Origin of the sequence: Mycolicibacterium chitae (genome assembly GCF_900637205.1) — a bacterium.
GTDB lineage: Bacteria > Actinomycetota > Actinomycetes > Mycobacteriales > Mycobacteriaceae > Mycobacterium > Mycobacterium chitae.
Genome location: NZ_LR134355.1, coordinates 253641 through 274669, shown reverse-complemented (window position 1 = coordinate 274669; position 21029 = coordinate 253641). Strand labels below are relative to the sequence as shown.

The 21029-nt window shown below is 69.2% G+C and carries 22 protein-coding genes and 1 riboswitch; of the genes, 12 read left to right on the top strand and 10 right to left on the bottom strand.

The genetic code is table 11. From position 1 onward, the window contains the following. Nucleotides 1-303: 303 nt before the first annotated feature. From EL338_RS01345 to EL338_RS01340, 3 genes are all read left to right on the top strand, one after another. Nucleotides 304-1362: an IS110 family RNA-guided transposase gene (locus tag EL338_RS01345; RefSeq protein WP_126332096.1), complete on the top strand. Its 1059-nt coding sequence runs from the start codon at nt 304-306 to the stop codon at nt 1360-1362. 10 nt (nt 1363-1372) lie between these two features. Further along, on the top strand, nt 1373-1504 hold the full coding sequence (locus tag EL338_RS26735; RefSeq protein ID WP_258538435.1) for a hypothetical protein: 132 nt from the start codon (nt 1373-1375) through the stop codon (nt 1502-1504). A gap of 73 nt (nt 1505-1577) precedes the next feature. Continuing rightward, nucleotides 1578-1931, top strand: coding sequence for a VOC family protein (locus tag EL338_RS01340; RefSeq protein WP_126332095.1), 354 nt, complete (start codon nt 1578-1580; stop codon nt 1929-1931). On the opposite strand, the gene EL338_RS01335 is transcribed toward EL338_RS01340, so the two are convergent. The 5 genes from EL338_RS01335 to EL338_RS01315 form a co-directional block, all read right to left on the bottom strand. Next, on the bottom strand, nt 1910-2317 hold the full coding sequence (locus EL338_RS01335; protein ID WP_126332094.1) for a hypothetical protein: 408 nt from the start codon (nt 2315-2317) through the stop codon (nt 1910-1912). The genes EL338_RS01340 and EL338_RS01335 overlap by 22 nt on opposite strands. A 65-nt stretch (nt 2318-2382) precedes the next feature. Continuing rightward, entirely contained in the window at nt 2383-3480 is a 1098-nt protein-coding gene (locus tag EL338_RS01330; protein WP_126332093.1) for a DUF4185 domain-containing protein, read from the bottom strand. 3 nt (nt 3481-3483) lie between these two features. After that, a complete protein-coding gene (locus EL338_RS01325; RefSeq protein ID WP_126332092.1) occupies nt 3484-4530 on the bottom strand; it encodes an aspartate-semialdehyde dehydrogenase in 1047 nt (348 codons plus the stop codon). Between the two features lie 5 nt (nt 4531-4535). After that, on the bottom strand, nt 4536-5801 hold the full coding sequence (locus EL338_RS01320) for an aspartate kinase (protein ID WP_126332091.1): 1266 nt from the start codon (nt 5799-5801) through the stop codon (nt 4536-4538). Nucleotides 5802-5909: 108 nt separating this feature from the next. Beyond that, the gene (locus EL338_RS01315; RefSeq protein ID WP_126332090.1) at nt 5910-6359 is read right to left on the bottom strand and encodes a hypothetical protein; all 450 of its coding nucleotides are present in this window, start codon (nt 6357-6359) and stop codon (nt 5910-5912) included. A gap of 175 nt (nt 6360-6534) precedes the next feature. Between EL338_RS01315 and leuA the strand changes: the two genes are divergently transcribed. Both leuA and EL338_RS01305 read left to right on the top strand, forming a co-directional pair. After that, entirely contained in the window at nt 6535-8367 is a 1833-nt protein-coding gene (gene leuA, locus EL338_RS01310; protein ID WP_126332089.1) for a 2-isopropylmalate synthase, read from the top strand. 129 nt (nt 8368-8496) lie between these two features. After that, on the top strand, nt 8497-8889 hold the full coding sequence (locus EL338_RS01305) for a PLDc N-terminal domain-containing protein (RefSeq protein ID WP_126332088.1): 393 nt from the start codon (nt 8497-8499) through the stop codon (nt 8887-8889). Between the two features lie 75 nt (nt 8890-8964). Here the strand turns inward: EL338_RS01305 and EL338_RS01300 are convergent, their stop codons facing one another. Further along, nucleotides 8965-9951, bottom strand: a complete 987-nt coding sequence (locus tag EL338_RS01300) for a DEDDh family exonuclease (protein WP_126332087.1) — start codon at nt 9949-9951, stop codon at nt 8965-8967. A 99-nt stretch (nt 9952-10050) separates the two neighbouring features. Here EL338_RS01300 and EL338_RS01295 point away from each other — a divergent pair, with 99 nt between their 5' ends. Together EL338_RS01295 and EL338_RS01290 are read left to right on the top strand one after the other, a co-directional pair. After that, on the top strand, nt 10051-11277 hold the full coding sequence (locus EL338_RS01295) for a Mur ligase family protein (protein WP_126332086.1): 1227 nt from the start codon (nt 10051-10053) through the stop codon (nt 11275-11277). Beyond that, on the top strand, nt 11274-11981 hold the full coding sequence (locus tag EL338_RS01290; protein ID WP_126332085.1) for a type 1 glutamine amidotransferase: 708 nt from the start codon (nt 11274-11276) through the stop codon (nt 11979-11981). The genes EL338_RS01295 and EL338_RS01290 overlap by 4 nt, the downstream gene beginning before the upstream one ends. 19 nt (nt 11982-12000) lie before the next feature. Here EL338_RS01290 and recR read toward each other — a convergent pair whose 3' ends face one another. After that, complete coding sequence (gene recR, locus EL338_RS01285) at nt 12001-12612, bottom strand: recombination mediator RecR (protein WP_126332084.1); 612 nt, start codon at nt 12610-12612, stop codon at nt 12001-12003. A gap of 27 nt (nt 12613-12639) precedes the next feature. Then, the gene (locus tag EL338_RS01280) at nt 12640-12978 is read right to left on the bottom strand and encodes a YbaB/EbfC family nucleoid-associated protein (protein ID WP_163791970.1); all 339 of its coding nucleotides are present in this window, start codon (nt 12976-12978) and stop codon (nt 12640-12642) included. A gap of 110 nt (nt 12979-13088) precedes the next feature. Between EL338_RS01280 and EL338_RS01275 the strand changes: the two genes are divergently transcribed. Further along, on the top strand, nt 13089-13859 hold the full coding sequence (locus EL338_RS01275; protein ID WP_126332083.1) for an Rv3717 family N-acetylmuramoyl-L-alanine amidase: 771 nt from the start codon (nt 13089-13091) through the stop codon (nt 13857-13859). Nucleotides 13860-13871: 12 nt separating this feature from the next. Here the strand turns inward: EL338_RS01275 and EL338_RS01270 are convergent, their stop codons facing one another. Then, the gene (locus tag EL338_RS01270) at nt 13872-14309 is read right to left on the bottom strand and encodes an SRPBCC family protein (RefSeq protein ID WP_126332082.1); all 438 of its coding nucleotides are present in this window, start codon (nt 14307-14309) and stop codon (nt 13872-13874) included. Nucleotides 14310-14399: 90 nt separating this feature from the next. Between EL338_RS01270 and EL338_RS01265 the strand changes: the two genes are divergently transcribed. From EL338_RS01265 to EL338_RS01250, 4 genes are all read left to right on the top strand, one after another. Continuing rightward, on the top strand, nt 14400-15788 hold the full coding sequence (locus tag EL338_RS01265) for an FAD-binding oxidoreductase (protein WP_126332081.1): 1389 nt from the start codon (nt 14400-14402) through the stop codon (nt 15786-15788). Further along, nucleotides 15785-17101, top strand: a complete 1317-nt coding sequence (locus EL338_RS01260) for a class I SAM-dependent methyltransferase (RefSeq protein ID WP_126332080.1) — start codon at nt 15785-15787, stop codon at nt 17099-17101. The genes EL338_RS01265 and EL338_RS01260 overlap by 4 nt, the downstream gene beginning before the upstream one ends. 70 nt (nt 17102-17171) lie before the next feature. Beyond that, nucleotides 17172-17237, top strand: a riboswitch (guanidine-III (ykkC-III) riboswitch). Nucleotides 17238-17248: 11 nt separating this feature from the next. Then, nucleotides 17249-17566 carry a DMT family transporter gene (locus tag EL338_RS01255; protein WP_126332079.1) on the top strand — a complete coding sequence of 106 codons (318 nt, stop codon included), beginning with the start codon at nt 17249-17251 and terminating at the stop codon, nt 17564-17566. 48 nt (nt 17567-17614) lie between these two features. Then, on the top strand, nt 17615-19033 hold the full coding sequence (locus EL338_RS01250) for an alpha/beta hydrolase family protein (RefSeq protein ID WP_163791969.1): 1419 nt from the start codon (nt 17615-17617) through the stop codon (nt 19031-19033). A gap of 4 nt (nt 19034-19037) precedes the next feature. On the opposite strand, the gene EL338_RS01245 is transcribed toward EL338_RS01250, so the two are convergent. Beyond that, the gene (locus EL338_RS01245) at nt 19038-20963 is read right to left on the bottom strand and encodes a DNA polymerase III subunits gamma/tau (protein ID WP_126332077.1); all 1926 of its coding nucleotides are present in this window, start codon (nt 20961-20963) and stop codon (nt 19038-19040) included. Between the last annotated feature and the right edge of the window lie 66 nt (nt 20964-21029).

The following is a 21029-nucleotide window of genomic DNA, read 5'->3' as shown; positions in this document are numbered from 1 at the left end:
TATCGAGTTCTCAATCCCGAAGGTGACGTCGTCGACACGAAGGACATCGAGAGCGCCGACGACGCGCACTCAGTGTCACTGTGGTGATTGCCGCGTTGCGGTGGTTGGGTTCTTCTCACCTGGTGTCTGGCTCAGACGCGCACTGCTGCTCTTCGGGGTTGGCTAGCGAGCATTGTGCCGATATCAGGTGGGAAGGACCGACCGGCGTGACTTGATAGGAGCGTGGCATCGCCCCCACTGAGATGTGTCCGCCGGCCGGCCCAACCTTCTACCCATCCACATCTGAGGAAAGAAGGCACCTCCATGGTGGTTCTTGGAGCCGATGTACACAAGCGCAGCCACACCTTCGTCGCCGTCGACGACCGGGGCCGCAAAGCAGGAGAAAAGACCGTCCCCGCCACCACCGAAGGCCATCTCAAGGCGTTGGCTTGGGCCAAGACCAACTTCGGTGAGGACCTGCTGTGGGGTATCGAAGACTGCCGCAATCTATCAGCGCGCCTGGAGCGGGACCTGTTGTCGGCGGGTCAGAAGGTCGTGCGGGTCGCACCGAAGCTGATGGCCCACGAACGCGCCGGCGCACGCACCCAAGGCAAATCCGACCCCATCGACGCGCTGGCCGTGGCCCGCGCAGTCCTGCGCCACCCGGATCTGCCCGTAGCCGCTCACGACGAGGTCTCCCGCGAACTCAAACTGCTCGTCGATCGACGCGAAGACCTTGTCGCCCAACGCACCTCGACGATCAACCGACTGCTGGGCCGCATCCACGAACTCGACCCCACCCAAATCTTGAAGAAGAAAGCACTCACCCGCGCCAAAGCCCAGACCGCCATGGCCGCCTGGCTGGCCACCATCGACGGGCTACTCGCCGAGCTGGCCACCGACGAACTCGGTGACATCATCCGGCTCACCCTGAGCATCAACGAACTCGAGAAGCGCATCGGCACCGCGGTGCGGGCAGTGGCCCCCCAGCTGCTGGCACTGCCCGGCTGCGCCGAGTTGACCGCCGCCAAGATCGTCGGCGAAACCGCCGGCATCACCCGCTTCAAAAACGAAGCCGCGTTCGCCTGCCACACCGGCACCGCCCCCATCCCGGTCTGGTCAGGCAACACCGCCGGCCGGGTACGTCTGAGCAGAGCAGGCAACCGACAACTCAACGCCGCCCTCTACCGCATCGCCCTCACCCAGACCCGCCTAGCCGACAGCCCCGGCCAGACCTACTACCGCAAACGCATCGACCAGGACGGCAAAACCAAAGCCGAGGCACTGCGCTGCCTCAAACGACGCCTGGCACGAGTCGTCTACAACCGCCTCCACGCCGACGAACAATCACGACACCACACCCACCAAACCGCCGCCGCTTGACATAGGAGCAATGCCTGGTTCCGCGCACGCCTGGTTCGTCGACCAGAAGGCCAAGCCCGAGTTGGGGTGGCGCATGGAGGTGCGCTCCGATGACGGGGGCTGGGCGTACTTCGACTCCAGCGAGGGCGACCGCAAGTACTGACGCCGAGACTCGGCGGCGATATCGGCATAATCTGAACAGGATTTGGCCGATGTCGTCTGTCGAGGAGGCAGCGTTGAGTGACCACGAAGTTCGGATGATCATCTTGTCGACCGACGATCTCGACGAGTCCATCCGGTTCTACAGCGAGACGCTGGGGATGGCCCTGAAGTTCCGCGACGGCGCGCACTTCGCCGCGCTCGACGGCAGTTCGGTGACGCTGGCGCTGGCCACCGACGTCGACCATCCGATCCCCGGCAAGGTGGTCGTGGGAATCAAGACGGCCGACGTCGACGGCGCGGCCAAGGCGGTCGAGGACAGCGGCGGCGCGATCATCAAGGGCCCCTACGACGACGCCCACGAACGGCGCGCGGTCGTCTACGACAACAAGGGCAACGGGCTGGTGTTCTACCGGCCGCTGTCGCGCTGATCGGTCGGGCGCGGCGACTCGGCCGGGCGCGGCTGATCGGACGGTCCCGGACCACCCGGCCCCATGTTGCCGGGGCCCGGCCACATGTGCCCCTCCCGGAAGCCGTCTGGGCGCATCATCGGCGGCCCCATCGGCCCGCCGCGGTCGGGCTTCATCATCATCCCGGGATGGTGATGACCGAAGTGTCCGTGGCCGCCGTCGGACGCCTTGCCCAGGATGAACCCGGCGAAGAAGATCACCGCGACGATGACCAGCGTGCCGGCCACGATCGCCACCCACGCGGCGACCTGGTAGAGGCGGTGGGGTTTGCGCTCGACGACGACGGGTTCGGCAGGTTCGGCGACCGGGACGGTGGGTTCGGTCGCCGGTTCGGGTGTTTCGCTCATGCCTGCATGATCCACGCGCCGCGCGAGGTGCGGGCTGGGTCCGCTCTATGAATCGGCTGTGAAGCTCAGCGCCGGTGCGGGTGCACCGCGAACTGGATGACCCGGTACGGCGCGTGCTCGCGGGACTCGGTGTTCCACTGGCTGACGAACACCCGGACGTCCTCCAGCGTCGAGGCCGGGGAAAGGTAGCCGCCGTACGGCTGGGCCAGCCGGTTGTCCTCCGGCGGCGGCAACCGTTCCGCCGGATCGGGCCAGACGTCGGCGTGCACCACCGTCGTGACCGGGGCGGTACCCAGTCCGGTGGGATCGTCGGCCACCCGGATCTCCATGTTGCCGGTGCTGGCGTTGAAATAGGACAGCACGGTCTTGCCGTCGATCTGGCGGATGCTCATCTCGCCGACCTGATCGGGCCACAGCGGCGTCGGGGTCGCATCCCAGCCGTCGGTCGCCGACCAGCCCTGCCAGCGGGCCCGGTCGGTGAAATCACCCGGCGGGACCCGATACAGCGACACCGGGGCGCTGCGGTCGAAGTTGTTGGCGACGATGTACACCCAGCCGGTCGCCGACTCCGCGGTGGGGATCGGGTCGTAGTAGCCGCTGACCTGCGACTGGCGCCCGTCGGCGTAGTCGGCCGGCCGCGCCGATCCGGGCACTGTCTGCCAACCACCTTGGGCGGCTTCGGCTTTCACCAGCCGGGAGCCCTGCGGTACCAGCCGGTGCGTGGTGGTGATCAGCAGATAGTTCTGCCGGTTGATCTCGATGACCCCGGACGGCAGTTGCGACCAGCCGGGTGGGGTCGGCTCGTCCAGCAGCGGAGCGTCGATGCCGGTGACGCCGGTGTAGCGGATGCCGTCGGCCGCATCCAGCGAGGACCGCTCGACGTGCAGCGCGATCGGCGAGAACCACCGGCCCAGACCCACACCCGGCCCGGCGAAGCTGTCCCCGCAGACCTGCAGCAGTTCGGTGGGGAACTCCATGAACTCGCACAGGTCGGTCGCGCCGATCCCGTAATCGCGGGTGGGCGTGCCGGTTCCGGCGATCGGCCCGACGCGCACCACCTGGCCGGGCTGCAGCGACACCTCGGGCGTCGCTGCCGCCGGGGCGGCCAGAAGCAGCGCCGCACCCAACGCCGAGATCAACGCGATGACCCGGCGCACAGGCACGCTCTAGAGCTGAGCGGTCAGCAGCTCGGCAATCTGAATCGTGTTGAGCGCCGCGCCCTTACGCAGGTTGTCACTCGAGATGAACAGCGCCAGCCCGCGCCCGTCGGGCACGCCGGGATCCTGGCGCACCCGGCCCACCAGACAGTCGTCGATGCCCGCGGCGGCCAGCGGCGTCGGCACGTCGACCAGCTTCACCCCGGAGGCCGCACCCAGCAGTTCCTCGGCGCGCTGCGGCGAGATCGGCTGCGCGAACTCGGCATTGATCGACAACGAGTGCCCGGTGAACACCGGCACCCGCACGCAGGTCCCCGACACCGCCAGATCCGGGATGCCCAGGATCTTGCGGCTCTCGTTGCGCAGCTTCTGGTCCTCGTCGGTCTCGCCGGAGTCGTCGTCGACCAGCGAACCGGCCAGCGGCACCACGTTGAACGCGATGGGCGCCACATAGGTCTTGGGCTGCGGATAGTCCAGCGCCGCACCGTCGCTCACCAACTGCTCGACGCCGTCGATGACCGCGCGCGACTGCCCGGCGAGCTCCTCCACGCCGGCCAACCCGCTACCCGAGACCGCCTGATAGGTCGAGGCGATCATCCGGACCAGCTGGGCCTCGTCGTGCAGCACCTTGAGCACCGGCATCGCGGCCATGGTGGTGCAGTTCGGGTTGGCGATGATGCCCTTGGGCAGCGACCGCGCCCGTCCGGCGACCTCGCGCTGGAAGTTGACCTCGCTGACCACCAGCGGAACCTCGGGGTCTTTGCGCCACGCCGACGAGTTGTCCACGACGATCGCGCCGGCCTCGGCGAACCGCGGCGCCTGCACCCGCGACATGGTCGCGCCGGCCGAGAACAGGGCGATGTCCAGGCCGCTCGGATCGGCCGTCGCGGCGTCCTCGACCTCGATCTCCTGACCGCGGAACGGCAGCTTCTTGCCCTGCGAGCGCGCCGAGGCGAAGAACCGGACGCTGGACGCGGGGAAGTCGCGCTGCTCGAGCAGCGTGCGCATCACCTGGCCGACCTGCCCGGTCGCGCCGATCACACCGATGTTCACCATGACCGTTACCGCCCCGTCCCCGCGTAGACGACGGCTTCCTCGTCGCCGCCCAGATTGAATGCCTTGTGCAGCGCAGCGACCGCGGCGTCGAGTTCGGTGTCCTTGATCAGCACCGAGATCCGGATCTCCGAGGTGGAGATCAGGTCGATGTTGATGCCCGCCTCGGCCAGCGCCTCACAGAACGTCGCCGTGACGCCCGGGTGGCTGCGCATGCCGGCCCCGATCAACGAGACCTTGCCGATCAGATCGTCGTAAAGCACACGGGTGAAACCGATCTCGCTCTGCAACGAGGTGAGCTTCGCGACCGCGCCGGGCGCGCTCTCCCGTGAGCAGGTGAAGGTGATGTCGGTCTTGCCGTCTTCGACCTTCGAGATGTTCTGCAGCACCATGTCGATGTTCACGTCGGCGTCGGCGACCGCGCGGAACACCTTGGCGGCGTAGCCGGGCACGTCCGGGACGCCGGTGACCGTCACCTTCGCCTCGCTGCGGTCGTGGGCCACACCGGTGAGGATGGCGTCTTCCATGGGGATGTCCTCCATCGATCCTTTGACGAGGGTGCCGGGCTTGTCCGAGTACGACGAACGGACATGGATCGGCAGGTTGTAGCGCTTGGCGTACTCCACGCAGCGCAGCATCAGCACCTTGGCGCCGGCCGCGGCCATCTCGAGCATCTCCTCGAAGGACACGGTCTCGAGGCGGCGGGCGTCCGGCACGATGCGCGGGTCGGCCGTGTAGACGCCGTCGACGTCGGTGTAGATCTCGCACACGTCGGCCTCGAGCGCCGCGGCGACCGCGACCGCGGTGGTGTCCGAGCCGCCCCGGCCCAGCGTGGTGACGTCCTTGGTGTCCTGACTCACACCCTGGAACCCGGCGACGAGCACGATCTGGCCCTCGTCCAAGGCCGACCGCAGCCGGCCGGGTGTGACGTTCATGATCTTGGCGTTGCCGTGGGTGCCGGTGGTGATGACGCCGGCCTGCGAGCCGGTGAACGACCGCGCGTTGGCGCCCAGCGACTCGATGGCCATGGCCAGCAGCGCATTGGAGATCCGCTCACCCGCGGTCAGCAGCATGTCCAGTTCGCGCGCCGGCGGCGAGGGGCACACCTGTTGGGCCAGGTCAAGCAGGTCATCGGTGGTGTCGCCCATGGCCGAGGCCACCACGACGACGTCGTGGCCGGCCTTCTTGGTCTCGACGATTCGCTCGGCGACGCGACGGATACGCTCGGCGTCGCCCACCGAGGATCCGCCGTATTTCTGCACGACGAGCGCCACTGTCGACCCTTCCTGGTTGTCGGCATTGCTTTCGGAGACCGATCCGGAGATTCGGCCCCATCAAGGATAGGTGAGGCACGCACTCCGTTTATTCCGCCCGTGACGGCCTCAGTTCGGGCACGCCTCCAACAGCTGGTTGATTTCGTCGGTGATCTGAGCGTTCACCAGGTACATCTCGTAGACGATCGGCGGCGTCTTCTGGCCCGCCGCGGCGCCGGATCCCGACTCGGCGCGCAGCTGCGGAAGTTTGATGGTGAACCGCGACGCCAGGTCGGCCACCCGAATGGCGTGGGTCGCCAGGGCCGGGTCGGTGACCTTGCCGGCCCGTTCGGCCAGCCCGTCGGCCCACTCCTGGTATTCGATGACCCCGGCGTCCTGCCCGGAGGACTGCTCCAGATCCTCGATCTCCTTGGCCTGCGCCGCGTTGAACTCCAGCAGGTCGCGCACCGGAACGCACTCCTCGGAGGTGCGGTTGAACACCGTCTCCGACAGCACCAACCCCACCACCGCGACCAGGATGATCGCCGGCCAGATGATCAGCCGTCTGTTGATGTTCATTGGCTGCACTGTATGCAAATTTGGGCAGGCACCGCGACCGGCGTACACTTCCTGACGTGCAGCGTGTGCTCCTCCTCGGGCGCCGCGACGGGGTCTGATCCAGACTGGCTACCCGTCGCGGGTCTTTTGCGATGCGCCGGTCTGAATTACCTCTAGACCCCCGGGAGCCACCATCATGACCAGCTTTTCCAAGCCTTCTATCGATTCACCCGACGCGTTTTCGTGGTCGGCGGGTGGTCGCAGCATCGAGACGCCGTCGGGCCCCCGCGCCCCCGGCCAGCCGTCCTGGAACACCCAGCGCAACTCGGCGATGCCCGTCAACCGCTACCGCAGCTTCGCCGACGAGGTGGAAGATGTCCGCCTGCCCGACCGCACCTGGCCGGACAAGGTCATCGACCGCGCACCCCAGTGGGGCGCGGTGGATCTGCGCGACGGAAACCAGGCGCTGATCGACCCGATGAGCCCGGCCCGCAAGCGCCGGATGTTCGACCTGCTGGTCCGGATGGGCTACAAGGAGATCGAGGTCGGGTTCCCGTCGGCGAGCCAGACCGACTACGACTTCGTCCGCGAGATCATCGAGCAGGGTGCCATCCCCGACGACGTCACCATCCAGGTGCTGACCCAGTGCCGTCCGGAGCTGATCGAGAAGACCTTCCAGGCGTGCGAGGGTGCGCCGCGGGCCATCGTGCACTTCTACAATTCGACGTCGATCCTGCAGCGCCGGGTGGTGTTCCGCGCCGAGCGCGACGAGGTGCAGAAGATCGCCACCGACGGCGCCCGGATGTGCGTCGAGGAGGCCAAGAAGTACCCGGGCACGCACTGGCGGTTCCAGTACTCCCCGGAGTCCTACACCGGGACCGAACTGGAGTACGCCAAGCAGGTCTGCGACGCGGTCTCCGACATCATCGAGCCCACGCCCGAGGCGCCGCTGATCATCAACCTGCCGGCCACCGTCGAGATGGCCACGCCCAACGTCTACGCCGATTCGATCGAGTGGATGAGCCGCAACCTGGCCCGCCGCGACTCGATCATCCTGAGCCTGCATCCGCACAACGATCGCGGAACCGGTGTTGCCGCAGCGGAATTGGGCTATCAAGCCGGTGCCGATCGGATCGAGGGCTGCCTGTTCGGCAACGGTGAGCGCACCGGCAACGTCTGCCTGGTCACGCTGGGGCTGAACATGTTCTCCCGTGGCGTGGACCCGCAGATCGACTTCTCCAACATCGACGAGATCCGTCGCACCGTGGAGTACTGCAACCAGCTGCCGGTCCACGAGCGCCACCCCTACGGCGGCGACCTGGTCTACACCGCGTTCTCCGGCAGCCACCAGGACGCCATCAACAAGGGCCTGGATGCCATGAAGGTCGCCGCCGACGAGGCCGACGCCGACGTCGACGACATCCTGTGGCAGGTGCCCTACCTGCCGATCGATCCCAAGGACGTCGGGCGCACCTACGAGGCCGTCATCCGGGTGAACTCGCAGTCCGGCAAGGGCGGCGTGGCCTACATCATGAAGGCCGACCACGGCCTGGCGCTGCCGCGGCGGCTGCAGATCGAGTTCAGCCAGGCCATCCAGGCGATCACCGACGGCGAGGGCGGCGAGGTGTCCCCCAAGGAGATCTGGGATGCGTTCTCCGAGGAGTACCTGCGCCCGGCCAGCCCGCTGGAGCGGATCCGGCAGAAGGTCGACGCGGCCGAGGTCGACGGCGGCACCGACAGCATCACCGCGGTGGTCAAGGTCGACGGTGTCGAACGCGAGATCGTCGGGGCGGGCAACGGTCCGCTCGCCGCGTTCATCGACGCCCTGGGGACGGTGGGTTACGACGTCAACGTGCTGGACTACTCCGAGCATGCGATGTCGGCCGGCGAGCAGGCCCAGGCGGCGGCCTACGTCGAGGCCTCGATCGGCGGCACGACCGTCTGGGGCGTCGGCATCGACACGTCGATCACCACGGCCTCGCTGAGCGCGGTGGTCTCGGCGGTGAACCGGGCGGCGCGGGCGGGCTGACGTCCCACGTCACACGTCCCAACGTCCCACGTCACAACTGGGCCACGACCACCGCGTTGACGCTCCGAGACGGCTAGTCTTTTCGCTGGCGTCAGTTTGGCGCCCTCTGCGTGTGACAAGGAGCTTCGAATGGACTTCGATTGGGACTCGTTCTGGGGTCTGATCTGGTACTCGCTCGTCATCTTTGCGTTCATCGCGTACCTGATCATCCTCTTCAACATCATCGTCGACCTGTTCTGGCGCGACCACAAAACGTCGGGTTGGGTGAAGGCGATCTGGGTGATTTTCCTGATCGTGTTCCCGTACCTGACCGCGCTGGTGTACCTGATCGCGCGCGGTAAGGGCATGGCCGAACGCGCCCGGGAATCGGCGCTGTCGGCGCAACAGCAGGCCGACGACTACATCCGGCAGGCCGCCGGGCGCTCGCCGGCCCAGGAGATCGCCGACGCGAAGAACCTCCTGGAGACGGGCACCATCACCCAGGCCGAGTTCGACTCGCTGAAGGCCAAGGCGCTCAGCTAGTTTCGACGCTTTCCCACGGAGGCCACCGGCTCACCCCTGCGGTGAGGCGGTGGCCTTCGTCCTGCGCGGACCCGTTCAGAACAGCGCGAACTGGCCGCCGTCGACGGTGTCGGTGAACTCGTCGATCCCGGTGCCGGAAACCACTTCCCGCACGTTGATCATGAATTCGCGGTCGGGCACCACCGGGACGCCGAGTTCGCGGGCGACGTACCCCTTGCCCTGCGCGGGCGCGTCGTCGTTGCAGATCACCAGCGAGGTCTCGGGGTCGACGTTGTCGCAGTACGCCAGCCCGGCGTGCAGGATCCGCTCGACGAGTTCCTCGTGGGTGCGGGTGCATTCGGCCGACAGCGCCACCCGCATGCCCTGCACCAGCGGGCGGCCCCGCACGTAGCGGCCGGGGTTCAGGTACGGGCACGGCATCCGTGAGGCGAGCATCTTCAGCGGGCGTAGCTCGTCGTGGGTGACCAGGCCGCTGGGCCAGCGCCGGCGGGTGACCGGCCGCACCGGCACCCACACGTCGCGCTCGCGGGCCCGCTCGAGTGCGGGTACCAACATCCGGGACAACACCAACGCGTCGTCGAAGGCGTCGTGCGGGCGGGTCTGGGCGACGCCCCAATGCCGGGCCAGCGTCTCGAGCCGCAGGTTGTCCAGGCCGAGTTCGAGCCGGCGCGCCAGCTCGACCGTGCACATCACGGTGTCGATGGGCAGCGCGGTGGCCGCGAGCTCGGCCTCGGCGGCCAGGAAGGCGTAGTCGAAGGCGACGTTGTGGGCGACCAGCGTGCGGCCGTTCAGCAGCTCGGCCACGTCGCCGGCGATATCGGCGAAGGTCGGCTGATCCTCGAGCATCTCGGCGGTGATCCCGTGGACGTGCGTGGGACCGGGGTCCACGCCGGGATTCAGCAGGCTGGCCAGCGACTGTTCGACCTGCCCGTCGGGCCCCAGGGCCAGCACCGCGACGCTGAGGACCCGGGCCCGGTCGGGCCGGAATCCGGAGGTCTCCACGTCGACGACCGCCCAACCCTGCCCGGACTCGGCAGCGGGTCGACCCCAGAAGTGGCTCACAGGGTCAGGATGGCACGCACCGGTGACAATCCCGGGTCTTGGCGGGGTGTGCAAAACCGTGTCGAGACGCCCGGCCGGGCTCGGCATAAACTCTCCGGCGTGATCACCACCCGGGGACGTCTCGCACTGGCCGCGGGCTCCGCCGCGCGGTGGGCCTCGCGGGTCACCGGCCGCGGCGCCGGGGCGATGATCGGCGGGCTGGTCGCGATGACGCTGGACAAGTCCCTGCTGCGCCAACTCGGCGCCGGCCGCCGCACCGTCGTGATCACCGGGACCAACGGCAAGTCGACCACCACCGGCATGACCGCCGCGGCCCTGGCCACCGTGGGGCAGGTGGCCACCAACGCCGAGGGCGCCAACATGGACGCCGGGCTGATCGCGGCCCTGGCCGCCGGACGCGACGCGCGACTGGCCGCCCTCGAGGTCGACGAGATGCATGTGCCGCACGTGCTCGACGCGGTGGCCGCCGAGGTGATCGTGCTGCTCAACCTGTCGCGCGATCAGCTCGACCGCGTCGGCGAGATCAACCACATCGAGCGCACCCTGCGCGCCGGGCTGTCCCGGCATCCCGGCGCCGTCGTCGTCGCCAACTGCGACGACGTGCTGATGACCTCGGCGGCCTACGACTGCCCGAACGTGGTGTGGGTGGCCGCGGGCGCGGGCTGGGCCGGGGATTCGGTCAGCTGTCCGCGCAGCGGCGAGATCATCGTCCGCGAGGGCGCGCACTGGTTCTCCACCGGCACCGACTTCAAACGCCCCAGCCCGCAGTGGTGGTTCGACGACGAATTCCTCTACGGCCCGGACGGTTTGGTGGTGCCGATGACGCTGTCGCTGCCCGGGGCGGTGAACCGGGGCAACGCCGCGCAGGCCGTCGCCGCGGCCGTGACGCTGGGCGCCGATCCCGCGGCGGCGGTGGCCGCGGCCGCCGGCGTCGACGAGGTGGCCGGCCGCTACCGCACGGTGCGGGTGGGGGCGCACACCGCGCGGATCCTGCTGGCCAAGAACCCGGCGGGCTGGCAGGAGGCGCTGTCGATGGTGGACCCGTCGGCGGCGGGCGTGGTGATCGCGGTCAACGGTCAGGTGCCCGACGGCGAGGACCTGTCGTGGCTGTGGGACGTCAACTTCGAGCACTTCGTCGACTCGGCGCAGCCCGTGGTGGCCGCCGGGGAGCGCGGCACCGACCTGGCGGTCCGGCTCGGCTACGCGGGGGTGGCGCACACGCTGGTGCACGACACCGCCGCGGCCATCGCCTCGTGCCCGGTCGGCCACGTCGAGGTGGTCGCCAACTACACCGCGTTCCTGCAGCTGAACCGGGGGCTGGCATGACCGTGCGGATCGGACTGGTGCTGCCCGACGTGATGGGCACCTACGGCGACAGCGGCAACGCGGTGGTGTTGCGGCAACGGCTGCGCCTGCGCGGCATCGACGCCGAGATCGTCGAGATCACGCTGTCGGATCCGGTGCCCGAGTCGCTGGACCTCTACGCGCTCGGCGGCGCCGAGGATTACGCGCAGCGGCTGGCCACCAAGCATCTGCTCCGCTACCCGGGCCTGCAGCGCGCCGCCGAGCGCGGGGCGCCGGTGCTGGCCATCTGCGCGGCCATCCAGGTGCTGGGCCACTGGTACGAGACCTCGGCCGGCGAACGCGTCGAGGGGGTGGGAATGCTGGACGTCACCACCTCCCCGCAGGAGGTCCGCAGCATCGGCGAGGTGACGGGCGAGCCGCTGCTCGAAGGGCTGACCCAGCCGTTGACCGGCTTCGAGAACCACCGCGGCGGAACGGTTCTGGGGTCCTCGGCGCGACCGCTGTCGAAGGTGACCAAGGGCGTCGGTAACCGCGTCGGCGACGGCCACGACGGCGCGGTGCAGGGCAGCGTGGTCGCCACCTACCTGCACGGCTGCTGCCTGGCTCGCAACCCGGAGTTGGCCGATCACCTGCTGGCCAAGGTGGTGGGCCCGCTGGCGCCGCTGGAGTTGCCCGAGGTGGAGTTGCTGCGCCGGGAGCGGTTGGCGGCCCCGCGCCGCGCCTAGGCTCGTCAGGCCATCGCTTCTACGCCATCGCGCGGCGGCCCGCCAGCGCGCGACCCAGGGTCAACTCGTCGGCGAATTCGAGGTCGCCGCCCATCGGCAGACCCGAGGCGATCCGCGTGACGCTGAGGCCGGGAATGTCGCGCAGCATGCGCACCAGGTACGTCGCGGTGGCCTCGCCCTCGGTGTTGGGGTCGGTGGCGATGATCACCTCGGCGATGTCCACGCCGTCGACCCGTTCCCCGATCCTGTTGAGCAGCTCGCGGATTCGCAGCTGCTCGGGTCCGATCCCGGACAGCGGATCCAGCGCGCCGCCCAGGACGTGGTAGCGGCCGCGGAACTCGCGGGTGCGCTCGACGGCCTGCACATCCTTGGGTTCCTCCACGACGCACACCAGCGTGCCGTCGCGGCGCGGGTCGGCGCAGATCCGGCAGCGTTGCTCATCGGAGACGTTGCCGCACACCTCGCAGAACGTCACGCCATCGCGCACCCGGCCCAGCGCCGCGGTGAGCCGGTCGATGTCCGGCGGTTCCACCGACAACAGGTGGAACGCGATCCGCTGCGCGCTCTTCGGGCCGATCCCCGGCAGCTTGCCCAGCTCGTCGATCAGGTCTTGGACCGGACCCTCAAACATGGTGGGCCCAATCGTGGTGGGCCAAGGTCAGAATCCCGGCATTCCCATGGCGTTGCCCATGCCGCTGGCCAGCGGCCCCAGCCGCGACTGCGCCAGGATGGTGGCCTGGGTGGACGCGTCGGCCAGGGCGCCGACGATCAGGTCCTGCAGCGTCTCGGGGTCCTCCGGGTCGATCACCTTCGGATCGATCGCGATGCCGACGACCTCGCCGCTGCCCTTCACCGTCACCTGCACCAGCCCGCCACCGGCCTGACCGTGCACCTCGGTGTTCGCGAGTTGCTGCTGGGCCTCCATCAACTGCTGCTGCATCTGCTGGGCCTGCGCCAACAGCGCCGACATGTCAGGTGCGCCTTCACCGGGTTGCATGACTGATCCCCTTACGCGTTGGTTGCAGCCGAGTCTCGACTTGGTTTCGCATCGGCGTTTTCACGCTCACGTGCCTTCAAGGGTAGACGGCGCCGGGCTACCTTGGCCGAGTGCACGTACCTGCCTGCCTGCGTGTCGGGGCTCCCCTAGCCGCCGTCGTGCTCCTCGCGTCCTCGCTCATCGCACCGCAGGGTGCCCCCGTGGCCAACGCCGTGCCGTCGGTGGCCGGCAAGATCGTCTTCCTCGACCCGGGGCACAACGCGGTCAACGAGGCCGCGCACAACAGCCGGCAGGTTCCCACCGGCCGCGGCGGCACCAAGGATTGCCAGGCCAGCGGCAGCGCCACCAACGACGGCTACCCCGAGCACAGCTTCACCTGGGACACCACGTTGCGCATCCGCGCCGAACTCATGCGGCACGGCGTGCGCACCGCGATGTCGCGCGGCGACGACAGCTCCGCGGGCCCGTGCGTGGATCAGCGGGCCGCGCTGGCCAACTCGGTGCGCCCCCACGCGATCGTCTCCATCCACGCCGACGGCGGCCCCGCCTCGGGCCGCGGCTTCCACATCCTGTACTCCAACCCGCCGCTGAACCAGGCGCAGGCCGGCCCGGCGGTCCGGCTGGCCCAGACCATGCGCGACCAACTGGTGGGCTCGGGCATCCCGGCCGCCAACTACATCGGCACCAACGGGCTCAACCCGCGCTCCGACATCGCCGGGCTCAACCTCGCGCAGTATCCGGCGATCCTGGTGGAGCTGGGCAACATGAAGAACCCGGCGGACGTGGGCCTGATCACGACGGATTCGGGCCGGCAGAAGTACGCCAGCGCCGTGGTGCGCGGCATCGTCGCCTACCTGGCGACCCAGCCGGCGGCGACCTGACCCGCCGACCGGCTAGTTCTCCAGCTGCTGCTTGAGGTTCTCGAGGACCTCGGCCTGGATCTTCTTCAGCCCGAGCGGGGCGAAGATCCCCTCGAAGATGCCCTTCACACCGCCGGCGCCCTGCCACGACGTCTTGACCGTGACGGTGGATCCGGTGCCGGCGGGGGCGACGGTCCAGTTGGTGATCATCGACGAGTTCGCGTCCTTCTCGATGACCGTCTTGCCGGCGACATCGACGTTGGCCTGCACGTCACGGACGCGGGACTTGGTGGCCTGCAGCTTCCACCTGACCACGGTGCCGGCGCCGACGCCGCCCTGCACCACCTCGTAACCGCTGTAGTGCGGCGACAGGATCTTCGGACGGACCTCGTTGTAGTCGGCGACGGCGGCGAGCACCGCGTCCGGGGCGGCGTTGATCAGGACCGTGCTGGCTGCGCTGACCTGTCCCATGACGAAAAACTCCTCGATTGTGATGGTTGTCCGGTGGGACTCGCCCCCCGATCGGTCGCATCGACCGCGCTCTTTGACTAGCGTATATCTGTGTCTGTTCCAGAAACTGACGCACTCTCGGCTCACAACCGCGGCGTCGAACGCCTTCTCGCGAGTTACCGCGCGATCCCCCCGGCTGCCACCGTGCGGTTGGCCAAGCCGACCTCCAACCTGTTCCGCGCCCGCGCCCGCACCGACGCCCCCGGACTGGACGTCTCCGGCCTGACCGGCGTGCTTTCCGTCGACGCCGAGGCCCGCACCGCCGACGTCGCCGGGATGTGCACCTACGAGGACCTGGTGGCCGCCACGCTGCCGTACGGTTTGGCCCCGCTGGTGGTGCCGCAACTCAAGACCATCACCCTGGGCGGGGCGGTGACCGGTATGGGGATCGAGTCGACGTCGTTCCGCAACGGTCTGCCGCACGAATCGGTGCTCGAGATGGACATCCTGACCGGCACCGGCGAGGTGGTGACGGCCACCCCGCAGCAGCACAGCGACCTGTTCCGCAGCTTCCCGAACTCCTACGGGACGCTGGGGTATTCGGTGCGGCTGCGGATCGAACTGGAGCAGGTGGCGCCCTTCGTCGCCCTCGAACACCTGCGGTTCCGGTCGCTGCCGGCGTTGATCGACGCTCTTGACCGCATCATCGAGACCGGCGGCCACGACGGGACGCCGGTCGACTACCTCGACGGGGTGGTCTTCAGCGCCGACGAGTCCTACCTGTGCCTGGGCCGGCGGACCAAGACCCCCGGTCCGGTCAGCGACTACACCGGCAGCCAGATCTACTACCGCTCGATCCAGCACGACGGCGCCGACGGGACCGGCAAACACGACCGGCTGACCATCCACGACTACCTGTGGCGCTGGGACACCGACTGGTTCTGGTGTTCGCGCGCGTTCGGCGCACAGAATCCGCGGATCCGGCGGTTCTGGCCGCGGCGCCTGCGGCGCAGCAGCTTCTACTGGAAGCTCATCGGCTACGACCAGCGGTTCAACATCGCCGACCGGATCGAGAAGCGCAACGGCCGGCCGCCGCGCGAGCGCGTCGTGCAGGACATCGAGGTGCCCCTCGGGCGCAGCGTCGAGTTCCTCCAGTGGTTCCTGGACACGGTCCCCATCGAACCGATCTGGTTGTGCCCGTTGCGGTTACGGGATCCGCAGCGCTGGCCGCTGTATCCGATCCAACCCGACCGCAGCTACCTCAACGTCGGCTTCTGGTCGTCGGTGCCGGTCGGGCCGGAGCCGGGACACACCAACCGGATGATCGAGAAGAAGGTCGCCGAACTCGACGGACACAAGTCCCTGTATTCCGATGCCTACTATTCCGCCGAGGAGTTCGACGAACTGTACGGCGGCGAGACCTACAAGACGGTCAAGAAATCCTATGACCCCGACTCACGGCTACTGGATCTCTACGCGAAGGCGGTACAGCGGCGATGACGACATTCAAGGACCAGACCAACACTGGCGGGAAGCTGAAACTGGCGGAGATCCTGGAGATCTTCGCGGCCGGCGGCGAGGGCCTGCCGCTGCGCTTCACCGCCTACGACGGCAGTTCGGCCGGCCCGGAGGACGCCCCGGTGGGGTTGAACCTGCTGACCCCGCGCGGCACCACCTATCTGGCCACCGCGCCCGGCGATCTGGGCCTGGCCCGCGCCTACGTCTCCGGGGACCTGGAGGCCTACGGCGTACACCCGGGCGACCCCTACGAACTGCTGGCCGCGCTGGCGCACAAGTTGAACTTCCGCCGCCCCTCGGCGCGCACGCTGGCCCAGATCATCCGCTCGATCGGGGTGGAGCGCCTCAAGCCCATCGCACCGCCGCCGCAGGAGGCGCTGCCGCGTTGGCGCCGGATCGCGGAAGGTTTGCGGCACAGCAAGTCTCGTGATGCCGAGGTCATCCACCACCACTACGACGTGTCCAACCGGTTCTACGAACTGGTGCTCGGGCCGTCGATGACCTACACCTGCGCCGCCTATCCGGACCCCGACGCGACGCTGGAGGAGGCCCAGGAGAACAAGTACCGGCTGGTGTTCGAGAAGCTGCGGCTGAAGGAAGGCGATCGCCTCCTCGACGTGGGCTGCGGCTGGGGCGGCATGGTGCGCTACGCCGCGCGCCGCGGGGTGCGGACCATCGGGGCCACGCTGTCGGCCGAGCAGGCCGCCTGGGCGCAGCACAAGATCGCCGAGGAGGGCCTGTCGGAGTTGGCCGAGGTGCGCCACAGCGACTACCGCGACGTCACCGAGACCGGGTTCGACGCGGTGTCCTCGATCGGCATGACCGAGCACATCGGGGTGGCCAACTACCCCGCCTACTTCGGGTTCCTGCGGTCCAAGATGCGCACCGGCGCGCTGCTGCTCAACCACTGCATCACCCGGCCGAACAACCGCAGCGGGCCCACGGCGGGCGGCTTCATCGACCGCTACGTCTTCCCGGACGGCGAACTCACCGGGTCCGGCCGCATCATCACCGAGATGCAGGACGTCGGCGGCCTGGAAGTGCTGCACGAAGAGAATCTGCGGATGAATTACTCGCTGACCCTGCGGGATTGGTGCCGCAACCTCGTCGAGAACTGGGACGAGGCCGTCGCCGAGGTGGGTCTGCCCACCGCCAAGGTGTGGGGCCTGTACATGGCCGGCTCCCGGCTGGGTTTCGAGACCAACGTGGTGCAGCTGCATCAGGTGCTCGCGGTCAAGCTCGACAGTCGCGGCAACGACGGCGGGCTACCGCTGCGCCCGTGGTGGCAGGCCTGAATCCGACTGCGCCGCAGCATGGTGGTGGGCAATCTCACCACCTCGCGGCGCAGCTTCGGTGTTAGCGTTGATGCCGTCATCACTTGACACCGGACGAGGGGGCCGCCGTACCCGGACAGCGACAAGACGGGGCCACGGAGGTGTGCCATGGCCTGGTTGATTCTCGTCGTGTCCGCGGTGTTCGAGGCGGTCTGGGCGGTTGCGTTGGGTAAGTCCGAGGGCTTCACCCGGCTGGGTCCGTCCCTGGTTTTCGCCGTCGGCGCGGTCATCTCGATGGGTGGACTGGCGATCGCGATGCGCGACCTGCCGACCGGCACCAGCTACGCCGTCTGGGTGGGCATCGGCGCCTCGCTGACGGTGGCGTACGGCATGGTCACCGGCTCCGAGGTCGCGTCGATCGCCAAGATCCTGCTGATTCTCGGCATCGTCGGCTGCGTGATCGGCCTGAAACTGGTGGGCCACTGACCGCGCAAAACGGCGCGGCCGACCAGCGGGTACGGCAAGATGCTAAGGGTGACCGACCGCTGTCCGCGTGACGGTGACGCACCCGAGGCCAACGGCCTTGCGGGCGCCACTATTTCACGCCGCCGGGCGATGCTGACCAGCGGTGTCGGCCTGGCCGCCATCGGATTCGGCGCCGCTGCCCTGACCTCGTGCGCGGCCGGGGCCGAGGAGTCGGCGGAACCCGACCAGGACCGCGCACCCTCGGAAACTTTGGCACCGCCCGTCGGGCTGGCGGGTCTGGTCTTCGAGGATCCCGGATTCGACGGGCAGTTCCTGCGCGCCCTCGATGTCGTGCCCAACGGCGGCGCCGACATCGGCGAATCCTTCGTCACCGCAAGGCGTATCCCGTCGGGCGACCAGGATGCCTGGCGTGCCGAGTGGACGGCGCTGGCGGACCGGGTGCACGCCGACGCGGAATCCAGCCGGGCCGCGGGCCAGCGGGTCAGCGCCAACTCGGCGTACTTCCGCGCCACGACCTACTACCGCACCGCCGGGATCTTTCTGCTCCGACCGCCCACCGACCCGGGGTTGGTCGAGTCCTACCGGCGGCAGCGCGACGCCTTTCAGCGCGGCCTCGAACTCGGCGATTTCGCGTCTGAGGTTGTCGAGATACCCTATGCGCAAACGGCATTGGAGGGTTACTTCCTGCGGCCCGACGGCCCGGGACCGTTCCCCACGATGGTGCTGGTGGGTGGGTACGACGGCACCAAGGAAGAGTCCTATTTCAGCGGTGGCCGGGCGGCGCTGCGGCGCGGTTACGCCGTGCTGCTGGTCGACGGTCCCGGCCAGGGCGGGCCCCTGATCGAACAGGGTCTGGTCTTCCGCCCCGACTGGGAGGCCGTCGTCACCCCGCAGATCGACTGGCTGTTGTCCCGCCCCGAGGTGGACCCCCAGCGGATCGTGTTGATGGGCCGGAGTTGGGGCGGCTTCCTGGCGCCGCGCGCCGCGACCGAAGAGCATCGGATCGCCGCCCTGATCGCCGACGCGCCCCAGTACGCGCCCGCCAAGAGCGCGGCCGGGCTCCTCCCGGAGGAGTACCGGGACCAACTCCACAGCGGTGACGCCGCCGAACTCAACACGGTGCTGGAAGCCGAGATGGCGACCAGTCCCAGTGCGGCGTTCGCCTTGAACCGCGGGATGCTGACGCACGGATTCGCCACCCCGATCGACTACCTTCGCGGCCTGCAGCCGTACACCCTGGAGGGGCGAGCCGAGAAGATCGCCTGCCCGACCCTGCTGTGCACCGCCGAGAGCGACAGCCGGGGTAACGACGCCCAGCCGCTCTACGACGCGATCACCACGCCCAAGGAGTACCTCAGGTTCACCAACGCCGAGGGGGCCGGTGAGCACGATGAGGCCGGGGCCGCGGCCCTGTTCGAACAGCGGGTCTTCGGCTGGCTCGCGGACCGGCTTGCCGAGATCCGCTAGCGGGTCAGCCCTCGATCTTGCGGGCGCCCAACTCCGTCTGCAGTAGCTCGAGGGCCGCCTCTTCCGGGTCGCGGCGCGGGCCGGCCGCCGAATCGTCGGCGGCGGCCTCGGCCATCATGCTCTCTTCCTCGGCCCGCTCGTCGACCGCCGGTGGTGCCGGGGCGGCCGGGCGCGACGGCCCGCCGGTGGGGGCCGGGGATTCGGCGGCCCCGCCCGCCTCGCAGCGCACCCGCCAGTTCACCCCGAGCGCGTCACGCAGGGCCTCGCGGATGATCTCGACGTTGCGTTCCTCGTTGAGCCGCTTGGCCAGCGGTGCGGCCGGGTGACTTAGGACCAGCACATCACCTTCGACCGCGCGCACCGTGGCGCCGTCGAGCATGACGTCGGTGGGCCGGCGCAGCGCGCGCACCTTCTCGCGCACCGTCTGCCACATGCTGCGCACCGCGGCGGCGTTGGGCTGCCCCGGTGTCGCGGCCGCGGATTCGGGCTCCGGTGCGGATGCGGGCGCTGGTGCAGGTGCGGGCGCTGGCTCCGGGGCCGGCGGCGGGGGTGGCGGGGGTGGCGGCGGCTCGGGGGCGGCGGCGACCGGCGGCGCGGGGGTGGGCTCGGGCTCGGGGGCCCGGGTCGGCGCCGGCGCTGGTGTCGGGGCCGGCGCTGGTGTCGGAGTCGGTGGCGGCGTGGGCGCGGGCTGCGCCGGTTGCTGGGTCTTGCGGACGAACTGACGCGGCGCCCGGCCGGTACCGTTCCCGTCGCCGACCTCGCCCGTCGGGATCGAAATGTCCATCCGGGTCTCGATGCGCTCGATCCGTTGCAGCAGCGCCGATTCCGCGTCGCTGGCCGACGGCAGCAGCAGCCGCGAGCACACCACCTCGAGCAGCAGCCGCGGCGCGGTGGCGCCGCGCATCTCGCCGAGACCGGCGTGCACCACCTCGGCGTAACGGGTCAGCGTGGCCGGGCCGATCCGACTGGCCTGATCCCGCATCTTCTCCAGCTCGTCCTCGGGGGCGTCCACCACGCCGCTGGTGACGGCGTCGGGTACGGCCTGCAGGATGATCAGATCGCGAAACCGCTCGAGCAGGTCGGTGGCGAACCGGCGGGGATCGTGGCCCGCGTCGATCACGGCCTCGACCGCACCGAACAGCGCCGCGGCGTCGCCGGCGGCCAGCGCCTCGACCGCGTCGTCGATCAGCGCGACGTCGGTGGCGCCCAGCAGCGCCAGCGCACGCTGATAACCGATGTGGTCGCCCTCGGCCCCGGCCAGCAGCTGGTCGAGCACGCTGAGGGTGTCGCGCGGCGAGCCGCCGCCCGCGCGGATGACCAGCGGGTACACCGCGTCGTCGACGTTGAGGTTCTCGGCGGCGGTGATCTTCTCGATCAGCGTCCGCATGGTGCGCGGGGCCAGCAGCCGGAACGGATAGTGGTGCGTCCGCGACCGGATGGTGGGCAGCACCTTCTCGGGTTCGGTGGTGGCGAACACGAAGATCAGGTGTTCGGGCGGCTCCTCGACGATCTTGAGCAGCGCGTTGAAGCCGGCCGTGGTGACCATGTGCGCTTCGTCGATGATGAAGATGCGGTAGCGGGACTGCGCCGGCGCGTAGAACGCGCGGTCGCGCAGTTCGCGGGTGTCGTCCACACCGCCGTGGCTGGCCGCGTCGAGTTCGGTGACGTCCACGCTGCCGCCGCCGTTGGGCGCCAGCGCCTCACAGGACGGGCACTCGCCGCACGGTTCCGGTGTGGGCCCCTGCTCGCAGTTGAGCGAGCGCGCGAGGATCCGCGCCGAGGACGTCTTACCGCAGCCGCGCGGCCCGGAGAACAGGTACGCATGGTTGATGCGGTTGGCCTGCAGCGCCGTGGACAGCGGTTCGGTGACGTGCTCCTGCCCCACAACTTCGGCGAAGGTTGCCGGTCGATACTTGCGGTAGAGAGCCACGCCAGCAGGTTACCCAGTCGCTCCGACGGCAGCGGGTCCAGGGACAAGTCCTGTGGAGACCGGTGT

What these genes read in the sequence shown, in the direction of transcription:
- EL338_RS01345 (WP_126332096.1), top strand. Translation starts at nt 304, where the DNA reads ATGGTGGTTCTTGGAGCCGATGTACACAAGCGCAGCCACACCTTCGTC.
- EL338_RS26735 (WP_258538435.1), top strand. Translation starts at nt 1,373, where the DNA reads ATGCCTGGTTCCGCGCACGCCTGGTTCGTCGACCAGAAGGCCAAGCCC.
- EL338_RS01335 (WP_126332094.1), bottom strand. Translation starts at nt 2,317, where the DNA reads ATGAGCGAAACACCCGAACCGGCGACCGAACCCACCGTCCCGGTCGCC.
- EL338_RS01325 (WP_126332092.1), bottom strand. Translation starts at nt 4,530, where the DNA reads ATGGTGAACATCGGTGTGATCGGCGCGACCGGGCAGGTCGGCCAGGTG.
- EL338_RS01315 (WP_126332090.1), bottom strand. Translation starts at nt 6,359, where the DNA reads ATGAACATCAACAGACGGCTGATCATCTGGCCGGCGATCATCCTGGTC.
- leuA (WP_126332089.1), top strand. Translation starts at nt 6,535, where the DNA reads ATGACCAGCTTTTCCAAGCCTTCTATCGATTCACCCGACGCGTTTTCG.
- EL338_RS01305 (WP_126332088.1), top strand. Translation starts at nt 8,497, where the DNA reads ATGGACTTCGATTGGGACTCGTTCTGGGGTCTGATCTGGTACTCGCTC.
- EL338_RS01290 (WP_126332085.1), top strand. Translation starts at nt 11,274, where the DNA reads ATGACCGTGCGGATCGGACTGGTGCTGCCCGACGTGATGGGCACCTAC.
- recR (WP_126332084.1), bottom strand. Translation starts at nt 12,612, where the DNA reads ATGTTTGAGGGTCCGGTCCAAGACCTGATCGACGAGCTGGGCAAGCTG.
- EL338_RS01280 (WP_163791970.1), bottom strand. Translation starts at nt 12,978, where the DNA reads ATGCAACCCGGTGAAGGCGCACCTGACATGTCGGCGCTGTTGGCGCAG.
- EL338_RS01270 (WP_126332082.1), bottom strand. Translation starts at nt 14,309, where the DNA reads ATGGGACAGGTCAGCGCAGCCAGCACGGTCCTGATCAACGCCGCCCCG.
- EL338_RS01260 (WP_126332080.1), top strand. Translation starts at nt 15,785, where the DNA reads ATGACGACATTCAAGGACCAGACCAACACTGGCGGGAAGCTGAAACTG.
- EL338_RS01255 (WP_126332079.1), top strand. Translation starts at nt 17,249, where the DNA reads ATGGCCTGGTTGATTCTCGTCGTGTCCGCGGTGTTCGAGGCGGTCTGG.